The organism is Pseudoclavibacter sp. Marseille-Q434, from assembly GCF_050315415.1.
In the GTDB taxonomy this organism is placed as follows: Bacteria; Actinomycetota; Actinomycetes; order Actinomycetales; family Microbacteriaceae; genus Pseudoclavibacter.
On sequence record NZ_JBNPQH010000004.1, the window covers coordinates 103890 to 118445 of the forward strand.

Annotated in this window: 16 protein-coding genes; 5 read left to right on the forward strand and 11 right to left on the reverse strand. The window is 65.4% G+C overall.

All coding sequences use genetic code 11. From position 1 onward, the window contains the following. Nucleotides 1-62 precede the first annotated feature (62 nt). Nucleotides 63-3137, reverse strand: coding sequence for a hypothetical protein (locus tag ACQFZP_RS15085; protein WP_211891882.1), 3075 nt, complete (start codon nt 3135-3137; stop codon nt 63-65). Nucleotides 3138-3213: 76 nt separating this feature from the next. Next, a complete protein-coding gene (locus tag ACQFZP_RS15090) occupies nt 3214-3456 on the reverse strand; it encodes a helix-turn-helix domain-containing protein (protein WP_211891883.1) in 243 nt (80 codons plus the stop codon). Nucleotides 3457-3518: 62 nt separating this feature from the next. Here ACQFZP_RS15090 and ACQFZP_RS15095 point away from each other — a divergent pair, with 62 nt between their 5' ends. Beyond that, nucleotides 3519-3953 (forward strand): helix-turn-helix transcriptional regulator, encoded by a 435-nt coding sequence (locus ACQFZP_RS15095; protein WP_211891884.1) that lies wholly within the window; start codon nt 3519-3521, stop codon nt 3951-3953. A 573-nt stretch (nt 3954-4526) separates the two neighbouring features. Here ACQFZP_RS15095 and ACQFZP_RS15100 read toward each other — a convergent pair. Together ACQFZP_RS15100 and ACQFZP_RS15105 are read right to left on the reverse strand one after the other, a co-directional pair. After that, the gene (locus ACQFZP_RS15100; RefSeq protein WP_211891885.1) at nt 4527-4682 is read right to left on the reverse strand and encodes a hypothetical protein; all 156 of its coding nucleotides are present in this window, start codon (nt 4680-4682) and stop codon (nt 4527-4529) included. Between the two features lie 384 nt (nt 4683-5066). Further along, on the reverse strand, nt 5067-5192 hold the full coding sequence (locus ACQFZP_RS15105) for a hypothetical protein (protein WP_283245204.1): 126 nt from the start codon (nt 5190-5192) through the stop codon (nt 5067-5069). 306 nt (nt 5193-5498) lie between these two features. On the opposite strand from ACQFZP_RS15105, the gene ACQFZP_RS15110 reads away from it, so the two are divergent. After that, nucleotides 5499-5732, forward strand: coding sequence for a hypothetical protein (locus ACQFZP_RS15110; protein WP_211891886.1), 234 nt, complete (start codon nt 5499-5501; stop codon nt 5730-5732). A 13-nt stretch (nt 5733-5745) separates the two neighbouring features. Beyond that, nucleotides 5746-6756 carry a hypothetical protein gene (locus ACQFZP_RS15115; protein ID WP_211891887.1) on the forward strand — a complete coding sequence of 337 codons (1011 nt, stop codon included), beginning with the start codon at nt 5746-5748 and terminating at the stop codon, nt 6754-6756. Nucleotides 6757-6962: 206 nt separating this feature from the next. Here the strand turns inward: ACQFZP_RS15115 and ACQFZP_RS15120 are convergent, their stop codons facing one another. Further along, a complete protein-coding gene (locus ACQFZP_RS15120; RefSeq protein ID WP_211891888.1) occupies nt 6963-7703 on the reverse strand; it encodes a hypothetical protein in 741 nt (246 codons plus the stop codon). A 365-nt stretch (nt 7704-8068) separates the two neighbouring features. Then, nucleotides 8069-8512 (reverse strand): hypothetical protein, encoded by a 444-nt coding sequence (locus ACQFZP_RS15125; protein ID WP_211891889.1) that lies wholly within the window; start codon nt 8510-8512, stop codon nt 8069-8071. 176 nt (nt 8513-8688) lie between these two features. Here ACQFZP_RS15125 and ACQFZP_RS15130 point away from each other — a divergent pair, with 176 nt between their 5' ends. After that, nucleotides 8689-9489, forward strand: a complete 801-nt coding sequence (locus ACQFZP_RS15130) for a hypothetical protein (protein ID WP_211891890.1) — start codon at nt 8689-8691, stop codon at nt 9487-9489. On the opposite strand, the gene ACQFZP_RS15135 is transcribed toward ACQFZP_RS15130, so the two are convergent. The 3 genes from ACQFZP_RS15135 to ACQFZP_RS15145 form a co-directional block, all read right to left on the reverse strand. Next, complete coding sequence (locus ACQFZP_RS15135) at nt 9486-10595, reverse strand: pentapeptide repeat-containing protein (protein WP_211891891.1); 1110 nt, start codon at nt 10593-10595, stop codon at nt 9486-9488. The genes ACQFZP_RS15130 and ACQFZP_RS15135 overlap by 4 nt on opposite strands. 44 nt (nt 10596-10639) lie before the next feature. Continuing rightward, a complete protein-coding gene (locus ACQFZP_RS15140) occupies nt 10640-11089 on the reverse strand; it encodes a hypothetical protein (protein WP_211891892.1) in 450 nt (149 codons plus the stop codon). A gap of 140 nt (nt 11090-11229) precedes the next feature. Next, on the reverse strand, nt 11230-12414 hold the full coding sequence (locus ACQFZP_RS15145; RefSeq protein ID WP_211891893.1) for a hypothetical protein: 1185 nt from the start codon (nt 12412-12414) through the stop codon (nt 11230-11232). A gap of 9 nt (nt 12415-12423) precedes the next feature. Here ACQFZP_RS15145 and ACQFZP_RS15150 point away from each other — a divergent pair, with 9 nt between their 5' ends. Next, the gene (locus ACQFZP_RS15150; RefSeq protein WP_211891894.1) at nt 12424-12582 is read left to right on the forward strand and encodes a hypothetical protein; all 159 of its coding nucleotides are present in this window, start codon (nt 12424-12426) and stop codon (nt 12580-12582) included. A 906-nt stretch (nt 12583-13488) separates the two neighbouring features. On the opposite strand, the gene ACQFZP_RS15155 is transcribed toward ACQFZP_RS15150, so the two are convergent. Then, nucleotides 13489-14358, reverse strand: coding sequence for a helix-turn-helix domain-containing protein (locus ACQFZP_RS15155; protein ID WP_211891895.1), 870 nt, complete (start codon nt 14356-14358; stop codon nt 13489-13491). Beyond that, nucleotides 14355-14552, reverse strand: coding sequence for a hypothetical protein (locus tag ACQFZP_RS15160; RefSeq protein ID WP_211891896.1), 198 nt, complete (start codon nt 14550-14552; stop codon nt 14355-14357). The genes ACQFZP_RS15155 and ACQFZP_RS15160 overlap by 4 nt, the downstream gene beginning before the upstream one ends. Between the last annotated feature and the right edge of the window lie 4 nt (nt 14553-14556).

The window sequence follows — 14556 nt, forward strand, 5'->3', positions numbered from 1 at the left end:
TGGGCCGGTGAGGTGCGTCACCGTCACGGGCCCGACTGTTGCCGCGAGGAAGGCCGCGACGCTCATGCTCCCAGTCCCGTCTGCTGTCCACGACCGAAACGCGGATCGTCAATCGACGCGACGACGAATGGAACGTTCGGGGCGAAGCTGCCGACTGGCGGCGCATCGCGCTGCAGCCAGGCGATGACGTCACCTTCGGTTTCCACCCACCAGCGATGCGACCCGGAGGTCAGCTTGCTCTTGATGCGGAGGATGACTCCGTCACCGGCGGGGATGGCCGTGTCGAGCATCGCGCCGACCTTCTTGCCCCACTTCCGAGCGCGCGTGGTCACGGATTCGCCTAGGGTCATGCGGAGTTCCGTGGGAAGCTCGACGAAGGGCTTGGAATCGTCGACGGCTTTCACAACCTCCGTCATGCGAAGCTCGCGTCCGATCATCGACGATCGGCGGTAGAGGAGTTCTACGAACGGGATCCACTCGAATGCGTCGTCGTCCTGATCGGCTGTCCAGGCTGCGCGACCGTCGACTGCGAGGTCCGCCAGTGTGTGTCCGTTCAAGCTGATGTGCGTCAGCGAGCCGAGTACGACTCGCCGCCATTCCCCGAACCCACCGAAGACCGGGATCTCCGCAGCGGGATTCTGGATCCCGTACGCCAGGATCGTGTGCAGAGCCGCGAGCAGCTCGGGGCGGTGCTTGGCGGCCCACTTCCTGATGTCTGGATGCCGGAACTTGCTCTCGTCGCGCTCATGGGCGATTCCCGATTGAAGCACGAACTTCGCCTCGATGAAGCGCCTGTTCAAGTCGGCGCCAGCGCGCACATTGTTGCCCGCGACGCTGACGACGAAGCTGTCGAGCGCAGCCGAGCTGTTGCCTCCGAGGATGCGCTCGTTGAGCGCACTGGGCGGCATAGTGAGCAGCTCGGTCACGGCCTTCGACGTGATGGCATCGCCACGTCCGACCTCGTCGGCGTGAAGAATGATCCGCCCCGCCAGCGTCGCGGTGACGAAGGCTTTGCGGGTTTCTGTGTCGTCGTTCGCATACACGCTGATGCGCTGGTAGGCGTCTGAGCCGGTGGCGATCATGCAGGACACTTCGCGGAAGAGACTCTTGCCGGAGCCTCGGTCCGCGGCAGCCAGCATGAAACCTGGCACCGTCGGGACGAGGTGTCGCGACGCGATGGTCAGCGGGTACAGAAGCCCGCGTGCAAGGTCCGCGTCAGATGCGAAAGGGAAGTCGCGGAGGAACTCGCGGTGCAGATACTCAAACGCAGCCTGCGCCTCCTGTTGGGATGGGGTCTCGGAGACGACGTAGCGTGCCCGGTCGAAGCTGCGTGTCGGATCGTCATGGATCAGCACTTGCTCCCCCCGGTAGTAGCCGGGGTGCTGCAGGGTTCGACCTTCTGCGCTGAGCACCGGTGCTTGCGAGACGATGCGCGCAGTCGCGAGGTTCGTGTCGGATTGGAGCCGCTCTTCTACCGTGGCGGTGATCTTGGTCGGGTGGTTGTGGGCAAAGTCGCGACCGGACTTCTTCTCAACTACTGGCTGCACGAACCCGAGCGGGAGGTCGTCCTTTGCGAACTGCCTCGTCGAGGTCGGACGGCCACCCAGAACTGGGCGCAGATGCGCCAGCGTGGCTCCCGTTCGATCGACATGGCGGATGTACTGAGGGACGTCCACCATGCCAGCGACACGACGCCGTGCCAGCTCACCAAGGATGAGAGTTACGTAAGACTCGGAGTCGATCGAACGCGGGTCGACTTCGCGGAGCGGCTCGTGCTGGTCGACTTCCTCCCGCATATCGGCGAGCTCCGCGGCGGTGAACCCGTTTTCGGCCAGGAGGTCCTCGGCAACGCCGTCCTCACTGGCAGCATGGACGGGCTCTTCGAACTCGTCCAGCAGAGCCTGGTCGGCAGTGAACTGGGTCTCGAACCTCGCCATTGCCCACGCGATCGCAGCATCGGTTGGTGGCACAACGGATGCTGCGACAGCTTCCCAGTCGGTGTCGGCATGCGGGTCCTCGGTGGGTCCGTCGTCGACGAGGTCGCTTACCGAGAACTGCACGTCGACCTCGATTTCAGGGGGCGTTGCGATCGCCTCGGCGCACGCGACGGGGTTACCACCATGCACGAGGAAGGCGCGCAGCGCGAAGGGGGTGTAAAAGCCCGGGCCGAGGCGCGCGTCGCTGGTGCTCCAAACGCGAAGCAGGCTGCCTTGCTCACCGCCAAGGGATGCAGACTGACCCCGGTCGGGGTTCTTGCTGCCGGGACGCTTCAACTTGAGCTCGTCCGGCAGTTCACCTGCGCGGATGGTCCAGCCGTGCTCGAGGAGGAGCTCCGCGACATCTTCGGCGGAGCACTCCTTGTCGTACGCCTCCGCGATGTCGCGGCTCCGGATGGTGTGGCCCTCAAGACGGTGCATGACCTTGGTGCTCGCGAGGGAGCCGTCGTCGGCTACCTGCATGGCGGTCGCGATGGCGGTCAGCTCCGACCAGGTGAGGACCGTGGGCGACGCCTGCGGGTTGGACCCGGCGGCGTGCGTGTATGGCAGACCGGAGGCGTGCACGCCATACGACGGCGCGACAATGACGTTGGTGGCGAGGATCTCGTAGGCAGTCTCGCCGAGGTGCGCTGCGCTGCGCGTCGGCAGTGCGCGAAGTCGGCGCTTGAAATCGATGTCGTCCGCGGCCTCGAGCCAGGCATGGAGGTGCATGCCGCCGGACGGTGAGATGTCGGCGTGCCCTGCGAGCATTCGAGAGACGGCACCGGTTCGGTCATGCTCGGCCAGGGCTGCATTCATGCGTTGCTGGACTTCGGGGAGGCACTTCTCGGTCGGGTTCTCCGACTCGACCACAACCGGGTAGTAGGTACGGCCGCTGGTAGTGATCTTGCCGCGAACGCCGAGTTCCATCCGGACGCCGGTGCTCTGGCCCGCGAGCACCTTTTCACGGGATTCCGCAGTGATCTCGGGGATCGGGCGCTTCGTGAATCCCTTCCCGAATGCCGGGCGCTTGTCGCCAGCCGCGTTCGGGCGGGCGAGGGCTGTGTACTGGATGCCGAGGGCATCGAAGTCGTCGAGGCGCTGGACCAGCGCCTGGTGCTGGGTAGCCGCGTCCGGGTACGCTTGGAGTGTTGTGGTCATGCTCGCTGCTTTCGAGGTGGCTACAAGCGTCAGGCAGTGTGCAAGCTGCCTGGCGCTTCTTTCTTTTGGTGGTGGGTTACGCGGAAGTCATCGCGGGCTTGCCTGGACGCAGCTCAGCCAGCGGGCGTCCGGCCTTGGCTTCGAGCGCTGCCACCGGGAAGCGCCACTGGCGACCGATCTTGAAGGCATTGAGCAAGCCCGTTCCCTTCCGCGCCTGGCGATAGAGCGTCGATGGGTCTACTCGGAGGAGTTCCGCGGCCTCTTCGAGGGTCACAAAGAGTTCCTCTGGGGCTCCGGTGGTGCTGGAGGTTGTGGTCATACCGTCAGCCTAGCACACTTATACCCGCCTATGCCTACTTATTCTCGGGATAGTCTGAGGCCGTGAATGCACGAATCTCAGGGGCTGAACTCCGCGAGGCGAGGGTTGCCCTCGGCATGTCCCAGGGGGCGCTCGGTGAGGCCCTTGGCATCTCCACGAAGCACACCGTGGCTGCTTGGGAGCGAGATGGGCGGTTCGTGCCGACCCTGCGCACTGAAGCTGTGCGCGCCGTGCTCGGTGATGCCCTTCGTTGGGCTCAGCTCCCCGACGAGCATCAGCCGCTGAGCTACCACCAGTGGCTCTCCATGGAAGCGGACCTTGATAGGCAGGCTGCGTCCATGCCCGAGCCGGAGGTGGACTCCTCAGGCGACTCCGTACAGCCTGCGCAGGATCAGACCGGGCCCACCTGGGATCAGCGAGCGGTGACCCGTCAGGCGCTCCGGCATGCGACGACGGATGAGCTTCTCGACGAGCTGCGGAACCGCCTCTCGAAGTAGCTCGCGTGGGGCTCGCGTGGGTCCGTGGGTTTGCGTGGGTTCTTTTTCAGAGGTGGCGGCTCCGGCGTTCTGGTCTCAGCAGGCCGTTTTCTAGAAGATTTCTGAAGTAGGGGATAAAACCCACCAAACCCACGCTCCCCCGGAATTGCAACGATCTCAAGCCTTTCGAAACCCACGCGAAACCCTTTCCAAACCCACGCTGACCCACTCCTAGTTCCGTCCGTGGGCATCTCGGAGCCTGCCATGCCCATGGCAGGTAGAGCCGTGGGCATTTGGTGTGCTCGGATGCACACCCCTGGCTAGGGGTCGTTCGGAGCTCCCAAAGGACCCCTGTTCCGCAGGCACCGGTCCCTGAACACGACACCTCCACCTCCACCGCCTCCGAGGTCCCGGTCATGCCAAACGCGGGGAGTCGCGCTGACTCCCCGCACTCGGTGAAGCTCTGCAGGTCAGGCGGTGAATCTCGCCGACTCCCGGCGGCTGGGAATCTGCAGGACCGAGGGGCCAGTTCCGTGCAGCTAGGCATACTGCCCGCCGGGGAGGCTCATGCCGCAGGAACGGGGGAGGGTCCGGTCAGACGACCGGGGCGGCTTCCGCGCGTCCGTCACCCGTGACGGTGTCCGCGTTCAACCTCGCGGGGCCTCCGTCGAAGTCGTCCAAGTCCGTCTTCATACAGTCGAACGAGATGCCGAGTTGGAAGCCGCCGAGAACCGGCGAGAGGTTCTCCATGCCGCCTCTTGGTCGGCGGCTGCGGAAGCATGGCTCGCGACTGCTGGGCACGCTCCTGCTACCCGTGACGGCTACCGGAAACGTATCCGCAGCCTGGCGAAGCTGGCTCCATGGTGGAACGCGCCGATCGCCTCCCTCAGTGCCGCTGAGCTCCAGCGCTTCCTTGACGGACTGAGGACTCGATCGGGGTCTCCTGCCTCCTCCTCAATCCGCCGCGCTTGCCTCGCGGTTCTCCGCGGCGCTGCAACCACTGCGCTCCGCTACCCGGAGTTCGGCATAATCACCGACCCCACGGTGGGGCTCAGGATCACACCAGTTCAGTCACGTAAGTCATCAACGGAACCCCTCACGGAGGCGGAGGTCGAACGCCTGGTTGCAGCCGCGTCACATCGCGGCGAGGCGCTCCGCTGGCTTCTCGCCCTCCACTTCGGACTTCGGGCATCTGAGGCCCTGGCCCTCGAAGACGACGACCTCGCCGATGAAGGCGACATCCACGTCATCCGAGTGCAAGCAACGCTTGCCCGCCTCTCGGCAACTCCCACGACTCCAGCCACCTGGGCTCGCCAGGCCACTCAAGCCGAGCGCACCATCCCCATCGAGCCCGACTCCCGCATCGGTCAAGCCCTCGCCACACATCGGGAAACCCTCACCGCTCGCCGCCGAACGCAGCCAGCTCCGACCGCCAAGCAAGTCCGAGAGTCCCAGGAAAGAGCACTCGCTTTCGGCCGCGCCGTTCGGGCGGGAGCCTTCGGTCCGGCGGAACTCCGACTCCCGTCCGGGCTCCTCTTCCCGCACCCGTCTGATGTCACCAGGCCCATGCCTGACGACCGCGACGCTGCTGCCTGGCGGTCCCTCCTCGCTGAAGCCGAAGCCGCCTACCGCCCGCGCTCAGCTGCACGCTTCTACGCCGAGCAGCGCCTCCTGGAGCAACTCGGCGACGACAACGTCGCCGCAGCCGTCCTCGGCACCACGCCCCAGACACTCCTTCGCCGCCACCCGACCGTGCTGACTACCCGCATGCGATCCGCGATGCGCCGGATCACCCCTTGAGAAACGAGAACACATGAAGACGAAGAAGACCGCCCGGACTCTGGCCGCTGGCGCTGCGGTGTTGATGATTGTCGGAGGACTGAGCGCATGCTCGACAGGGCCTGGCGACACCGCCATCGGTGCTGCGCAGGCCTACTTGAATGCGATTGCCGAGGGGAACGCCGAGCAGGTCGCGGAGCTCTCCGGACTCACGAGTGAGGACCTTGCCATCAGTGCGCTGGTTTCGGCCACTGAGCGCATCTCCGACCCGACCGTCACTAGTCCGGAACCAACGCCGTCGCCGGACTCGGATCAGCGCGTGTCACTTGGTGTGAGTTACACGATCGCCGGACAGCAGGTCGAGACCGAACTCACGCTCGAACGCCCTGCGGACGGGAAGTGGTTGGCGAATGCGTTGACCGGCACAATTGGCAGCCTGGACGAAGACTCGCCGGTCACGGTCGGCTCTGCGACGGGGGCAGCCGTCGCGTGGCAGGTCTTCCCTGGTGTCTACCCGGTGGAAGTGCCAGCGCTGGCGTTCACAGACGTGAGCGACAGCGTGACCGTGGTGCGACCGGGAGAGACGTACCTCCCTGAGATGGTGCTTCAGCAGGATGCCTTCATGGAAGTTGCCGTCCCGGCCGTGCAAGCCGCGATCAAGGCGTGCGGCGGTAGCGCTGAGCTCTCCAGCGTGCCGACGCCGGGCAACGGCATCGTCTGTACCGGACAGACGGGTTTCACGAGCAGGAGCCACTCGATCAACCCGTTGGGGCGGGAATTCACCTTCGGGGAGCTGGAGTTCTCGGAGCTGCCGAACTTCGAGATCGGATCGCTCGCCCTGCCTACTGTGTGGCTGGACCCGATGGACACCTTCACCATGGAGCAGGACGTGACAGGGACCTTGAAAACTCTGGGGTCAAGCATCACGTCTCGTGCGTTCCTGAAGGCGACTGTTTCTGCGTCAGCAGAGGTCACACTGGGCCCGGACGGCATAGCTTCAATCCTCATCACCGGGGACTCCTCCGTTACGGGAGGTACGCCGTAGATCCGATCCGGTCCGACTCTGGCGGTCTACTTGCCTCGCCTGCCGAGAAGCCAGAGTCCGACGCCGACGGCGGCAGCGATCGCCACGATGACGGCTATGAGGATGACGACCTGGGCAGCTGACATGGTTTCGAACATGACCTCAGGCTCTCATGCCGAAGGGCCATCCGCTCGGCGGATGACCCTTCGGCAGATGACCAGCGCTACTTACGGCGAAGCAACCGACGCCGAGTCGCCCGAAACGATGAGACGCACGGAACCGGTGCTACCAGCAACGCCCGCGGTGGATCCGTAGGTGAAGAACAGACGTGCCTCAGCAGGCGATGCACCCGCAGTCTGCTGCGTAATCGAGACAGACGGCTCCTGCCCGAACGTGCCAGCGACGACATTGGCATTCTCGTTCCACACGCGCTGGATCGACGCTGCGGTCGTCGTGCTCAGCGTGAAGTTAGCGTTGAAGTCAGCGGAGAACAGCGAACCGGAGTACGAGACCTTGCAGTTCACAAACGGCTGCGTACCAACAGAAGTCAACTCGTCACAGCCGCTGATGCCCTGGCCCAGCGCAGCCCGGCTGTTTGCATCGGCGTCGCTCGCAGGTGGAGCGATGTTGAGCGCGATGAAGGATCCGTCAGCGAAGCGGTCGACTGTGTAGTCGAGGCCTTCGACCTGCACGTTGTCCGTCGATACGGGCGCCACGCCGGTATCCGCGTCGAGGGTCTCACCGGTCGCAGCCTTGGCGACCACGGAGTCTGCATCGGCGCCTGTCACTCCGTAGAGCTCCAGGTGCTCGCGAATTGCCGCTTCATCTTCCTGCGAAAGCTGGCTAGCCGCGACGGTTGCGTAATCAGGCGACGGTGCCGCCATCGCCGGGGTTGCCCCCAGCATGCCAGCAGCGGCGGCAAACGCCAACGGGGCGAGGGCTGTCTTCATCCAGGTCTTCTTCTCCATCAGTCTCAGCTCCAATGCTTCGATGAGTTTCGATTCGTCCTTTGCGTCTTCCCGAAGGAATTACTTCAAGCCTGGACCGTGCCATGGTCGGCCGCATTCATGAACGAGCCAGCCGATCGTTACTCTGCGGTGCGAACCGCGCGAGAGTAACGAAGGGACCGTTATCTTCGAGGAGCAAACAGTTTGAGAGTGTCGGGCCCAAACCTTAAGCCTTGGCGCCAGCTGATTGGATGCCCGAATCTTGAACCGAGGGCCTGCTACACCCGCGCAACGAAGAGGTGCTCAATGAGAAGGTCCGCTGCCCGGTCGGGTGGCCGGGTCACCCGTATGAGGGCAACGATCGCCTCGACGCAGCGGCTTGAGGATCAGGCCTCGGGGTTAATGCTGCCAGGCATCGGGTTGTCAACGTCGAACTGCTCGCGCATCCTCTTACCCTGCTCTGACTTCCGAACTGCCGTCTCTTCCAAGAGCGCTCGGAACTGCTCCGGGGAGAACCCTGTGACCTTCTTCACTTCGCCGTCGACGTCGAGCTCCACGCTCTTGCCATCGTTTCGGGTGAAGAAACGGTGCAGAACCAGCGAGAGCCCAGTAAGGGCAGCGCCAGCGGAGCCGCCCAAGACGGTGACGTTCTCGATCCACTCGGCGGGCCCGAAAGAGAACTCCAGGCCCGTGTTGTGCTCAACCCCCTCCTCGTCCAACAGGGCGAGCACCCCCTCCTGACACTCGGGCGGGAAGCGCAGCTGAAGCTCGTCGCCCTCCCAGTAGCCGAGCGTGATGCGGAGAAGGATCGAGCTATCAGCGGTCGTCATGGAGTCATCCTGACATCCTGATACGACGGGGCCGGACAGCCAGGAGTCATGCAGTAGCGAGTTGCTCTCGGGGAGCCGGTCCCTGGCCCATCATGAGGGCATGATTCTTCCGACACGACGCGCTGCGTCAGTCCGAGTGCCCACGACTGCATCGGTGGCGCCAGAGGTGATAGGCCATGCTCGGCTCATTCAAGCGAACCACCGCCATGCGTGACCGGTGGGAGGAGCAGCGCGCTCGCCAGATTGTGTCCGAGGCCCTCGGAGCACCAGTCCGGCTTCACGACGACGGAACTGCGCACCGGATGCCGGACGCGATGATCGAACTACCCGGCGGCGACGTACCGATGGAGATCGTCTCCGACCCCGGGAAGGACTATCAGCGGCTCGAGAAGGCACTCCGAAAGCACGGCGACGAGCTGACGGTCCCCGGACTCCGGTGGGGGTGGCAGATCACGCTCGAACACGCCGCCGACGTCCGGGCCCTTCGCCGTGACTTGCCAGAGCACCTCGAGGCCCTCGAAGCGCGGGAGGAGTCGGCGGCGGACTACATCTCCACGCCCCCGGAGCTTCGGGCGATGGGCGTGCAGCATACGATCCCGCTCCCAGCTCAAGCGGAGTTCGTCCGCCTCTACCCGCGCGGATGGGTCGTCGACCAAGCGCGACCGGAGACTGCCCTGAACGACTTCGTGGAGTCCATGCTCGCGGAGAACGACGACGTTCCCAAGAAGTTGTCGCGCATCGACGCTCCGGAGCGCCACGCATTCCTGTGGGTCATGCCCGAATCCGGCCGCGCGGTCGTCAGTCTCCTTGGCGTCGGCCGCGACTGGCCCAAGCAGGACGGCACTGGGCTCAGCCTGCCGGACGGTGTGTCACACGTATGGGTTGCAAGCACCGAGGGTGGAAGCCGAGTCATGCACTGGAAACGCGGGAAGTGGTTGAGGATCGAGCGATCGCCGTCACTCGACGTCGTGCCCTAATCGCGCACGTCTTCAGGCCTCACATAACCGCTAGGCCAGATCGTGTCTTCGTCAAAGAGAACGCCGCGCTCGAACTGCGCAGACGTCCATCCTGTAACCCCGTGGAAATTGCATCCTCGAAGATCGGCACCGTCGAAGGACGCTTCAGCGATGTGTGCCTCCTGGAGCGTTGCATTGTGCAGACGTGCTCCGTCGAGGTTTGTGCCCAACAGTGTTGCTCTCCGCAGTGTTGCATCGCTCAAATTTGCGTTGTGGAGGGTTGCTCCAGTGAGGTCAGCACCGTGGAGGCTCGCACGCACAAGCGAGGCACGGGAGAGTCGGGCCCCGTTCAAGTGAGCGCCGGACAGGCGCGTGCGATCTAGGGACGCATCATGGAACAGAGTGTCCTCCAACCTCGAACCGCCAAGGTCGGCGCGATAGGCGTCGAACCGCTGGCAGTTCCAGCCGGAGAAATCTGCGTTGCGGAGATGAACCCCGCGGAGGTTTGTGTCGGCCAGGCTAAGCGCCTGACTAGATGCCTCCGCGTCCGTGAGGCGTGCGAGCACTTCGGCCGCAGTTTCAACGTCACCTGGGACCGTGGCCTCGTCCCCTTCGGCGTTGGCCGCTCGGCTGTGTTCGCGGATGAACTGAGCGAGAACCGCCAGAACTGGGAAGTGGTATCCGCTGGCAGCATTCGCGGTCCTCTCTAGGCCGTGAATACCGCCCAGTCGAATTGATTGGCTTCCGGTCTCACCGAGCTGGTTGATGGCTGCTGTGAACTGCGCGGACATCTGCTCATCGCTTTCACGATCGGCGCGGGCGCGTGTAATGGCATCGCGGCTAATGGTGACGATGAGGGTGATCAACGCGAGCCCACCACCCGAGGCGAGCAACACACTCTGCCTTGCGGCTGACACCGCGGTTAGGCGCTCCGCCTCGGTCAGCTCCGGGGCCGCAGATGCAGCGCCTGCCTCTGCTCCTTCTAGCGGAGGCCGGAAGAGTGAAGTTGCAACGAGCCAGTCGGGCGCCACAATGATGGCCCAGACAGCGATGCCGACGTACGCCGCGATGGCCAGTGGCCAAGCGATCTTTTCGGTCTTGGTCCACCCGATCTGTTGCTTCTGCACCCGCTGAATCTAGCGGACCGCTGACGATTGTGAGGCTGGGCCGGTCACTGCAACGACCTAGGCTGAGGCTCCGCATCCTTGAGGTCCAGAAGCCCGAGCGTCAGCGCGAACAGGAGCCCTTCGACGATCCCGGCCAGCCCGCCGATGACGAACTCTTCCGCAACCTCAACCGCAGTCCGCTGCCGTCGCTGAGCCACCGCCCGAGCCACCACTCCACCGCGTTCGCCGAGGCCAGCCGGGGGAGCGCCAGCACCTTCGCCCATCAGCCATTCCAGCGCGTCGAGCGTGCCGCCCGCGGCGGTCTGCACCCAGCCCGGGCGGGCGCCTTCGTCGGCGTCGGATGCAGTGGTGATCGTGTCGGCGAGCTCTTCCAGCTCTTCTTCGAGCTCGGGCAGCTCGGGGTCGTCGGCGAGGGCATCGGCATCGTGCTCTGCGGCGAGTTCTGCCTTCATGACCCGCTCGAATTGTGCGAGCGTCTCAGCTTCGATTTCCACCCAGGTCGGCTGCTCTTCCTCGACCTGCTCGACCTCGGCCGCCCGCTCCCGTGCACGAACTCGACGGGCTTGTCGCGCTGCACTTTCGGCGGCTGTCGATCGGCAACGGCGACCGCCGTGCCGCTTGTCCCGACACATGCCTATGCCGCCACGCTCTGAGAGATGTCCGTCCCCCTGCGGCGGAGGTCAGTGACCACCTTCTGCGCGGCAGCGGCGGAGAGCTGCTCAGGGTGCCCCGCAGACACCAGCGCGCGCTGAAGCTGGACCCCGACCTGACCGAGGAGGGCTTCGTCGATGCGCTGTCGGATGAGACCCAGCTGCAGGCGCACGAGCCAGGCTCGGAAGGCCTCCGGTCCGACGTCGAGCGGTGGCACCAACGCCGCCAGAGTGCTGCGTCGGCCGGGGTCGCTGACCGCTGCACGAGCGGCGGCAACCAGGTGGGCACGCGCGGCTTCCACGCGGGCCCGCTGGGCGTCGAGGTTGCCGGTCAAGTACACGTTGCCCGCCGCCTCGAACGCGGACCGCATCTGCTTGTCGGCCTCCGCCATCGCAGCCTCATCCAGACCTCGGTCAACGAGTGCGGCACGCACTCGGGCGGCCCACTCCTGCGAGGTTTCAGCGCCGTGCTCAGGCCCGGGCACGAACGACTGGAACGCCTTCCTCTTGCCCGGGTGCTTCACTGTGCGGCGGGCAACGTCGCGCAGGTGCTCACCCACCAACTTCACGCGGGCGGCGTGCTCATTCGACACCTCGGCGAGAGCGAGTGCCTTCTCTGCCCGCGCCCGCTCAGCAACCTCTTTCTCTGCCGCTGCGAGCATCCCCGACCGCGACCGGTGCTCGACCCAGGCGACCAGCTCGGACACACTCAGGCCTCGGCTGCGCGTCCACGCTCGGGCAGCTGCCCGAGACCGTGGATTCAGCCCAAGCGGGCAGCCGCTCGCCTCCTCAACGGCATATGCCCACACGGGGGTGCCCGGTGCATCCGGACCATAGGTCCAGGCGGCAGCCCGGGCAGTCAACACCAGGTCGGCGAGCACGCTCTGCCCGCGGGTGCCCGTGGTGAGCGCGTCGATGGTTGCCGCGTGCCGCTCGAACAGGTCCTGGCCCTCGACGCTTGTGAGGCGTGAAGCCTTGTAGACGCGTGCGCGCCCGTTTCGAGCGCGACGACCTTTCGAAAGCCACCGAAGCTCTGTGAGCCGATCAAGCGCCTTCTTCCCGGACTGCGGCGAAGACAGTCCGAGCTCGATCGAGAGCCACGGGCCGGTCATGATGACGCCCGACCAGCCCTTCGACCGCGCCTCTTCGAGTTCCCGTCCAGCGACCACTGCGAGCGCATGACGGGTAACCGGACCGAGCCGGGTGGAGAGGGCCGGTGGCTGCTCTGCGAGAAGGTGGCCGACGAGCTTGCGCGCAACGGCGACGGCTGCGGCATCCCGAGCTTCCGCCCCGGCGACCGCCCCGGGATGAAGGAAGGCCGAGGAGTGCTGCGCTGAGAGCCTGAGTGCCTGTGACCAGGAACTTTTGCTGGAAGCGACTTTTGCGATCCGGGGCGATCCGCTCCGGCGGCACGCCCTCCGAAGTGTGGCGTGATCGACGCGGACGTTCGCAGCGATCACAGCGAGAGCGACCTGCACCGGCAGCACGCTGTGATCGCTGCCGTAGCGGCGGTCCATGGCGGCGATCCGCTGTGACAGCTCGAGGAGATGAGGGTCAGAGGAGCTCATGTGATGCCTTTACGTGAGATAACTATTCAGGAAGCCCTGCGGAGCTGAGGTGCTTCCTGAGATGTGTTTATTTTACGCGTGACCAGGACTTTTCAGCTGAGAGCTATCGCTGAAGCCCAGAGCTGTCCGCGTCCGCATGGACGCGCTGCGGAGCGAACCAGCTGAGGGAACGTCAGGCGTGCGGTGGGCGAGACGCAGCGGAGCGGACCGAGACGCGAAGGTCGAGCACTCAGCGGCGGATCAGCGGCGACAAGCCAGAGGTCAGATCAGAGCCGAAGCGATCGGGAAGAGCTCTGCAGTCGGGGGAGGGATGAGCCTCAGGGGACTGCGAAGGGTTGGCGTTCTAGCGGGAACGTTTCGGGCGTCGCGTGGCGTGACGGCGATTCGGGAGATGGCTCGACTCGTGCTGACGCACGGTCTCACCATCTCCTAAGCACCCTCATTTTCCAGACCTCATACCCTCATACCTCATCCCTCAGAGCACTACCGGCCTTCCTCCACGCCAACTTCTTCTCGCAGAGCCCGAATCGGCGAAGGCACCACATACTCAGGACAGGCCGCGGGGTGGTGCCCCGGCCGGGCCGCTTCGGCGGTCGTCCTTTCGAGTGTGTGATGCGAAGAGGGGCCCTGTCGGATTGGTCTCCGGCTGGGCCCCTCTTCTGCGCTCTCGTTCGTCTACGCGGCGGTCTGCTTCGCCTTAACCAGCTCACGCTGAAGCGTGGCTCGGGAGACACCGAACTTGGCAGCTGCGGCGCTCTGCGACAGCTCGCCGCCGAGAACTGCGGCGACCGCCTGCTCACGGGCTGCTGTGTCGGCCGCGGGCGCGGTGCTCGACGGCTTCCGGGCAGGGGTGCTCGATGCCTTCACGACCACCGGGCGGGCGGCCCGCTCAACAGCCTCGGTCGCCTGCTCAACCTCCGTGCTCGCCTGCGGGCGGACGGCCTGCTCAACGACCTCGGGCACCTGCTGCTCAGTCCGTGCAGGCGCCTGAACCGCAACATGCTCAACAGCCGCGGGCACGACCTCAACGACATGCTCAACGGTCACCTGCTCACGCGCTGGGCCCGTCTCGCGCGCGTCGTCGTCGGCGGCCGTCTGAGTGTGCTGCCCGCGGCGAGGCGCTGGCGCGATGGCCAGGTCGAGGATCGCGTGCGTGGAGGCGAACACGACCGAGGGGAATGCGCCCGCAACGACGGCTCCGGCGATCGCTGTTGCCGTGACTGCGCCGCTCTCGAGAAGGACGTGCGCGACCTGAGCGGCGACGCTTCCGAGCGTCAAGATTGCGAGGCACGACCAGGCGAAGATTGCACCTTCATGGCGGGCTCGACGGACGACGGCGACGAGGCTGAAAACGAGGATGCCGCCGTCGACGATCACCGGCACGAGGGCGCTCATCCACCCCGGCAGAAGCGCCCAGGCGCCGACCGCCATGAGGCCGGGAACACCGGCGGTAAAGCTCACGATGCCGAGCGCTGCAACAAGTGCTGTGACGGCGACGACAAGCGTCCGGGTGTCGCCGTGGAGACGGGTGGACGTGGTGCTCATGAGCGTTCTCCTTCGGACTTGTTCTCGGCACGCAGGGTGAGTGTCGGGCGCGGTTCAGGCGCCCAGTCGAAGTCGGGGCTGCGGCGCTCGACTGCGGCCCTCAGGCGTGAGCTCAGGGTGCCCGTTGCGGCACGCTGTCGGACTACTCGGTGCAGTGTCGTGACCGCCCGGGCGGCGGTGAATTTCTTGCTCATGTTG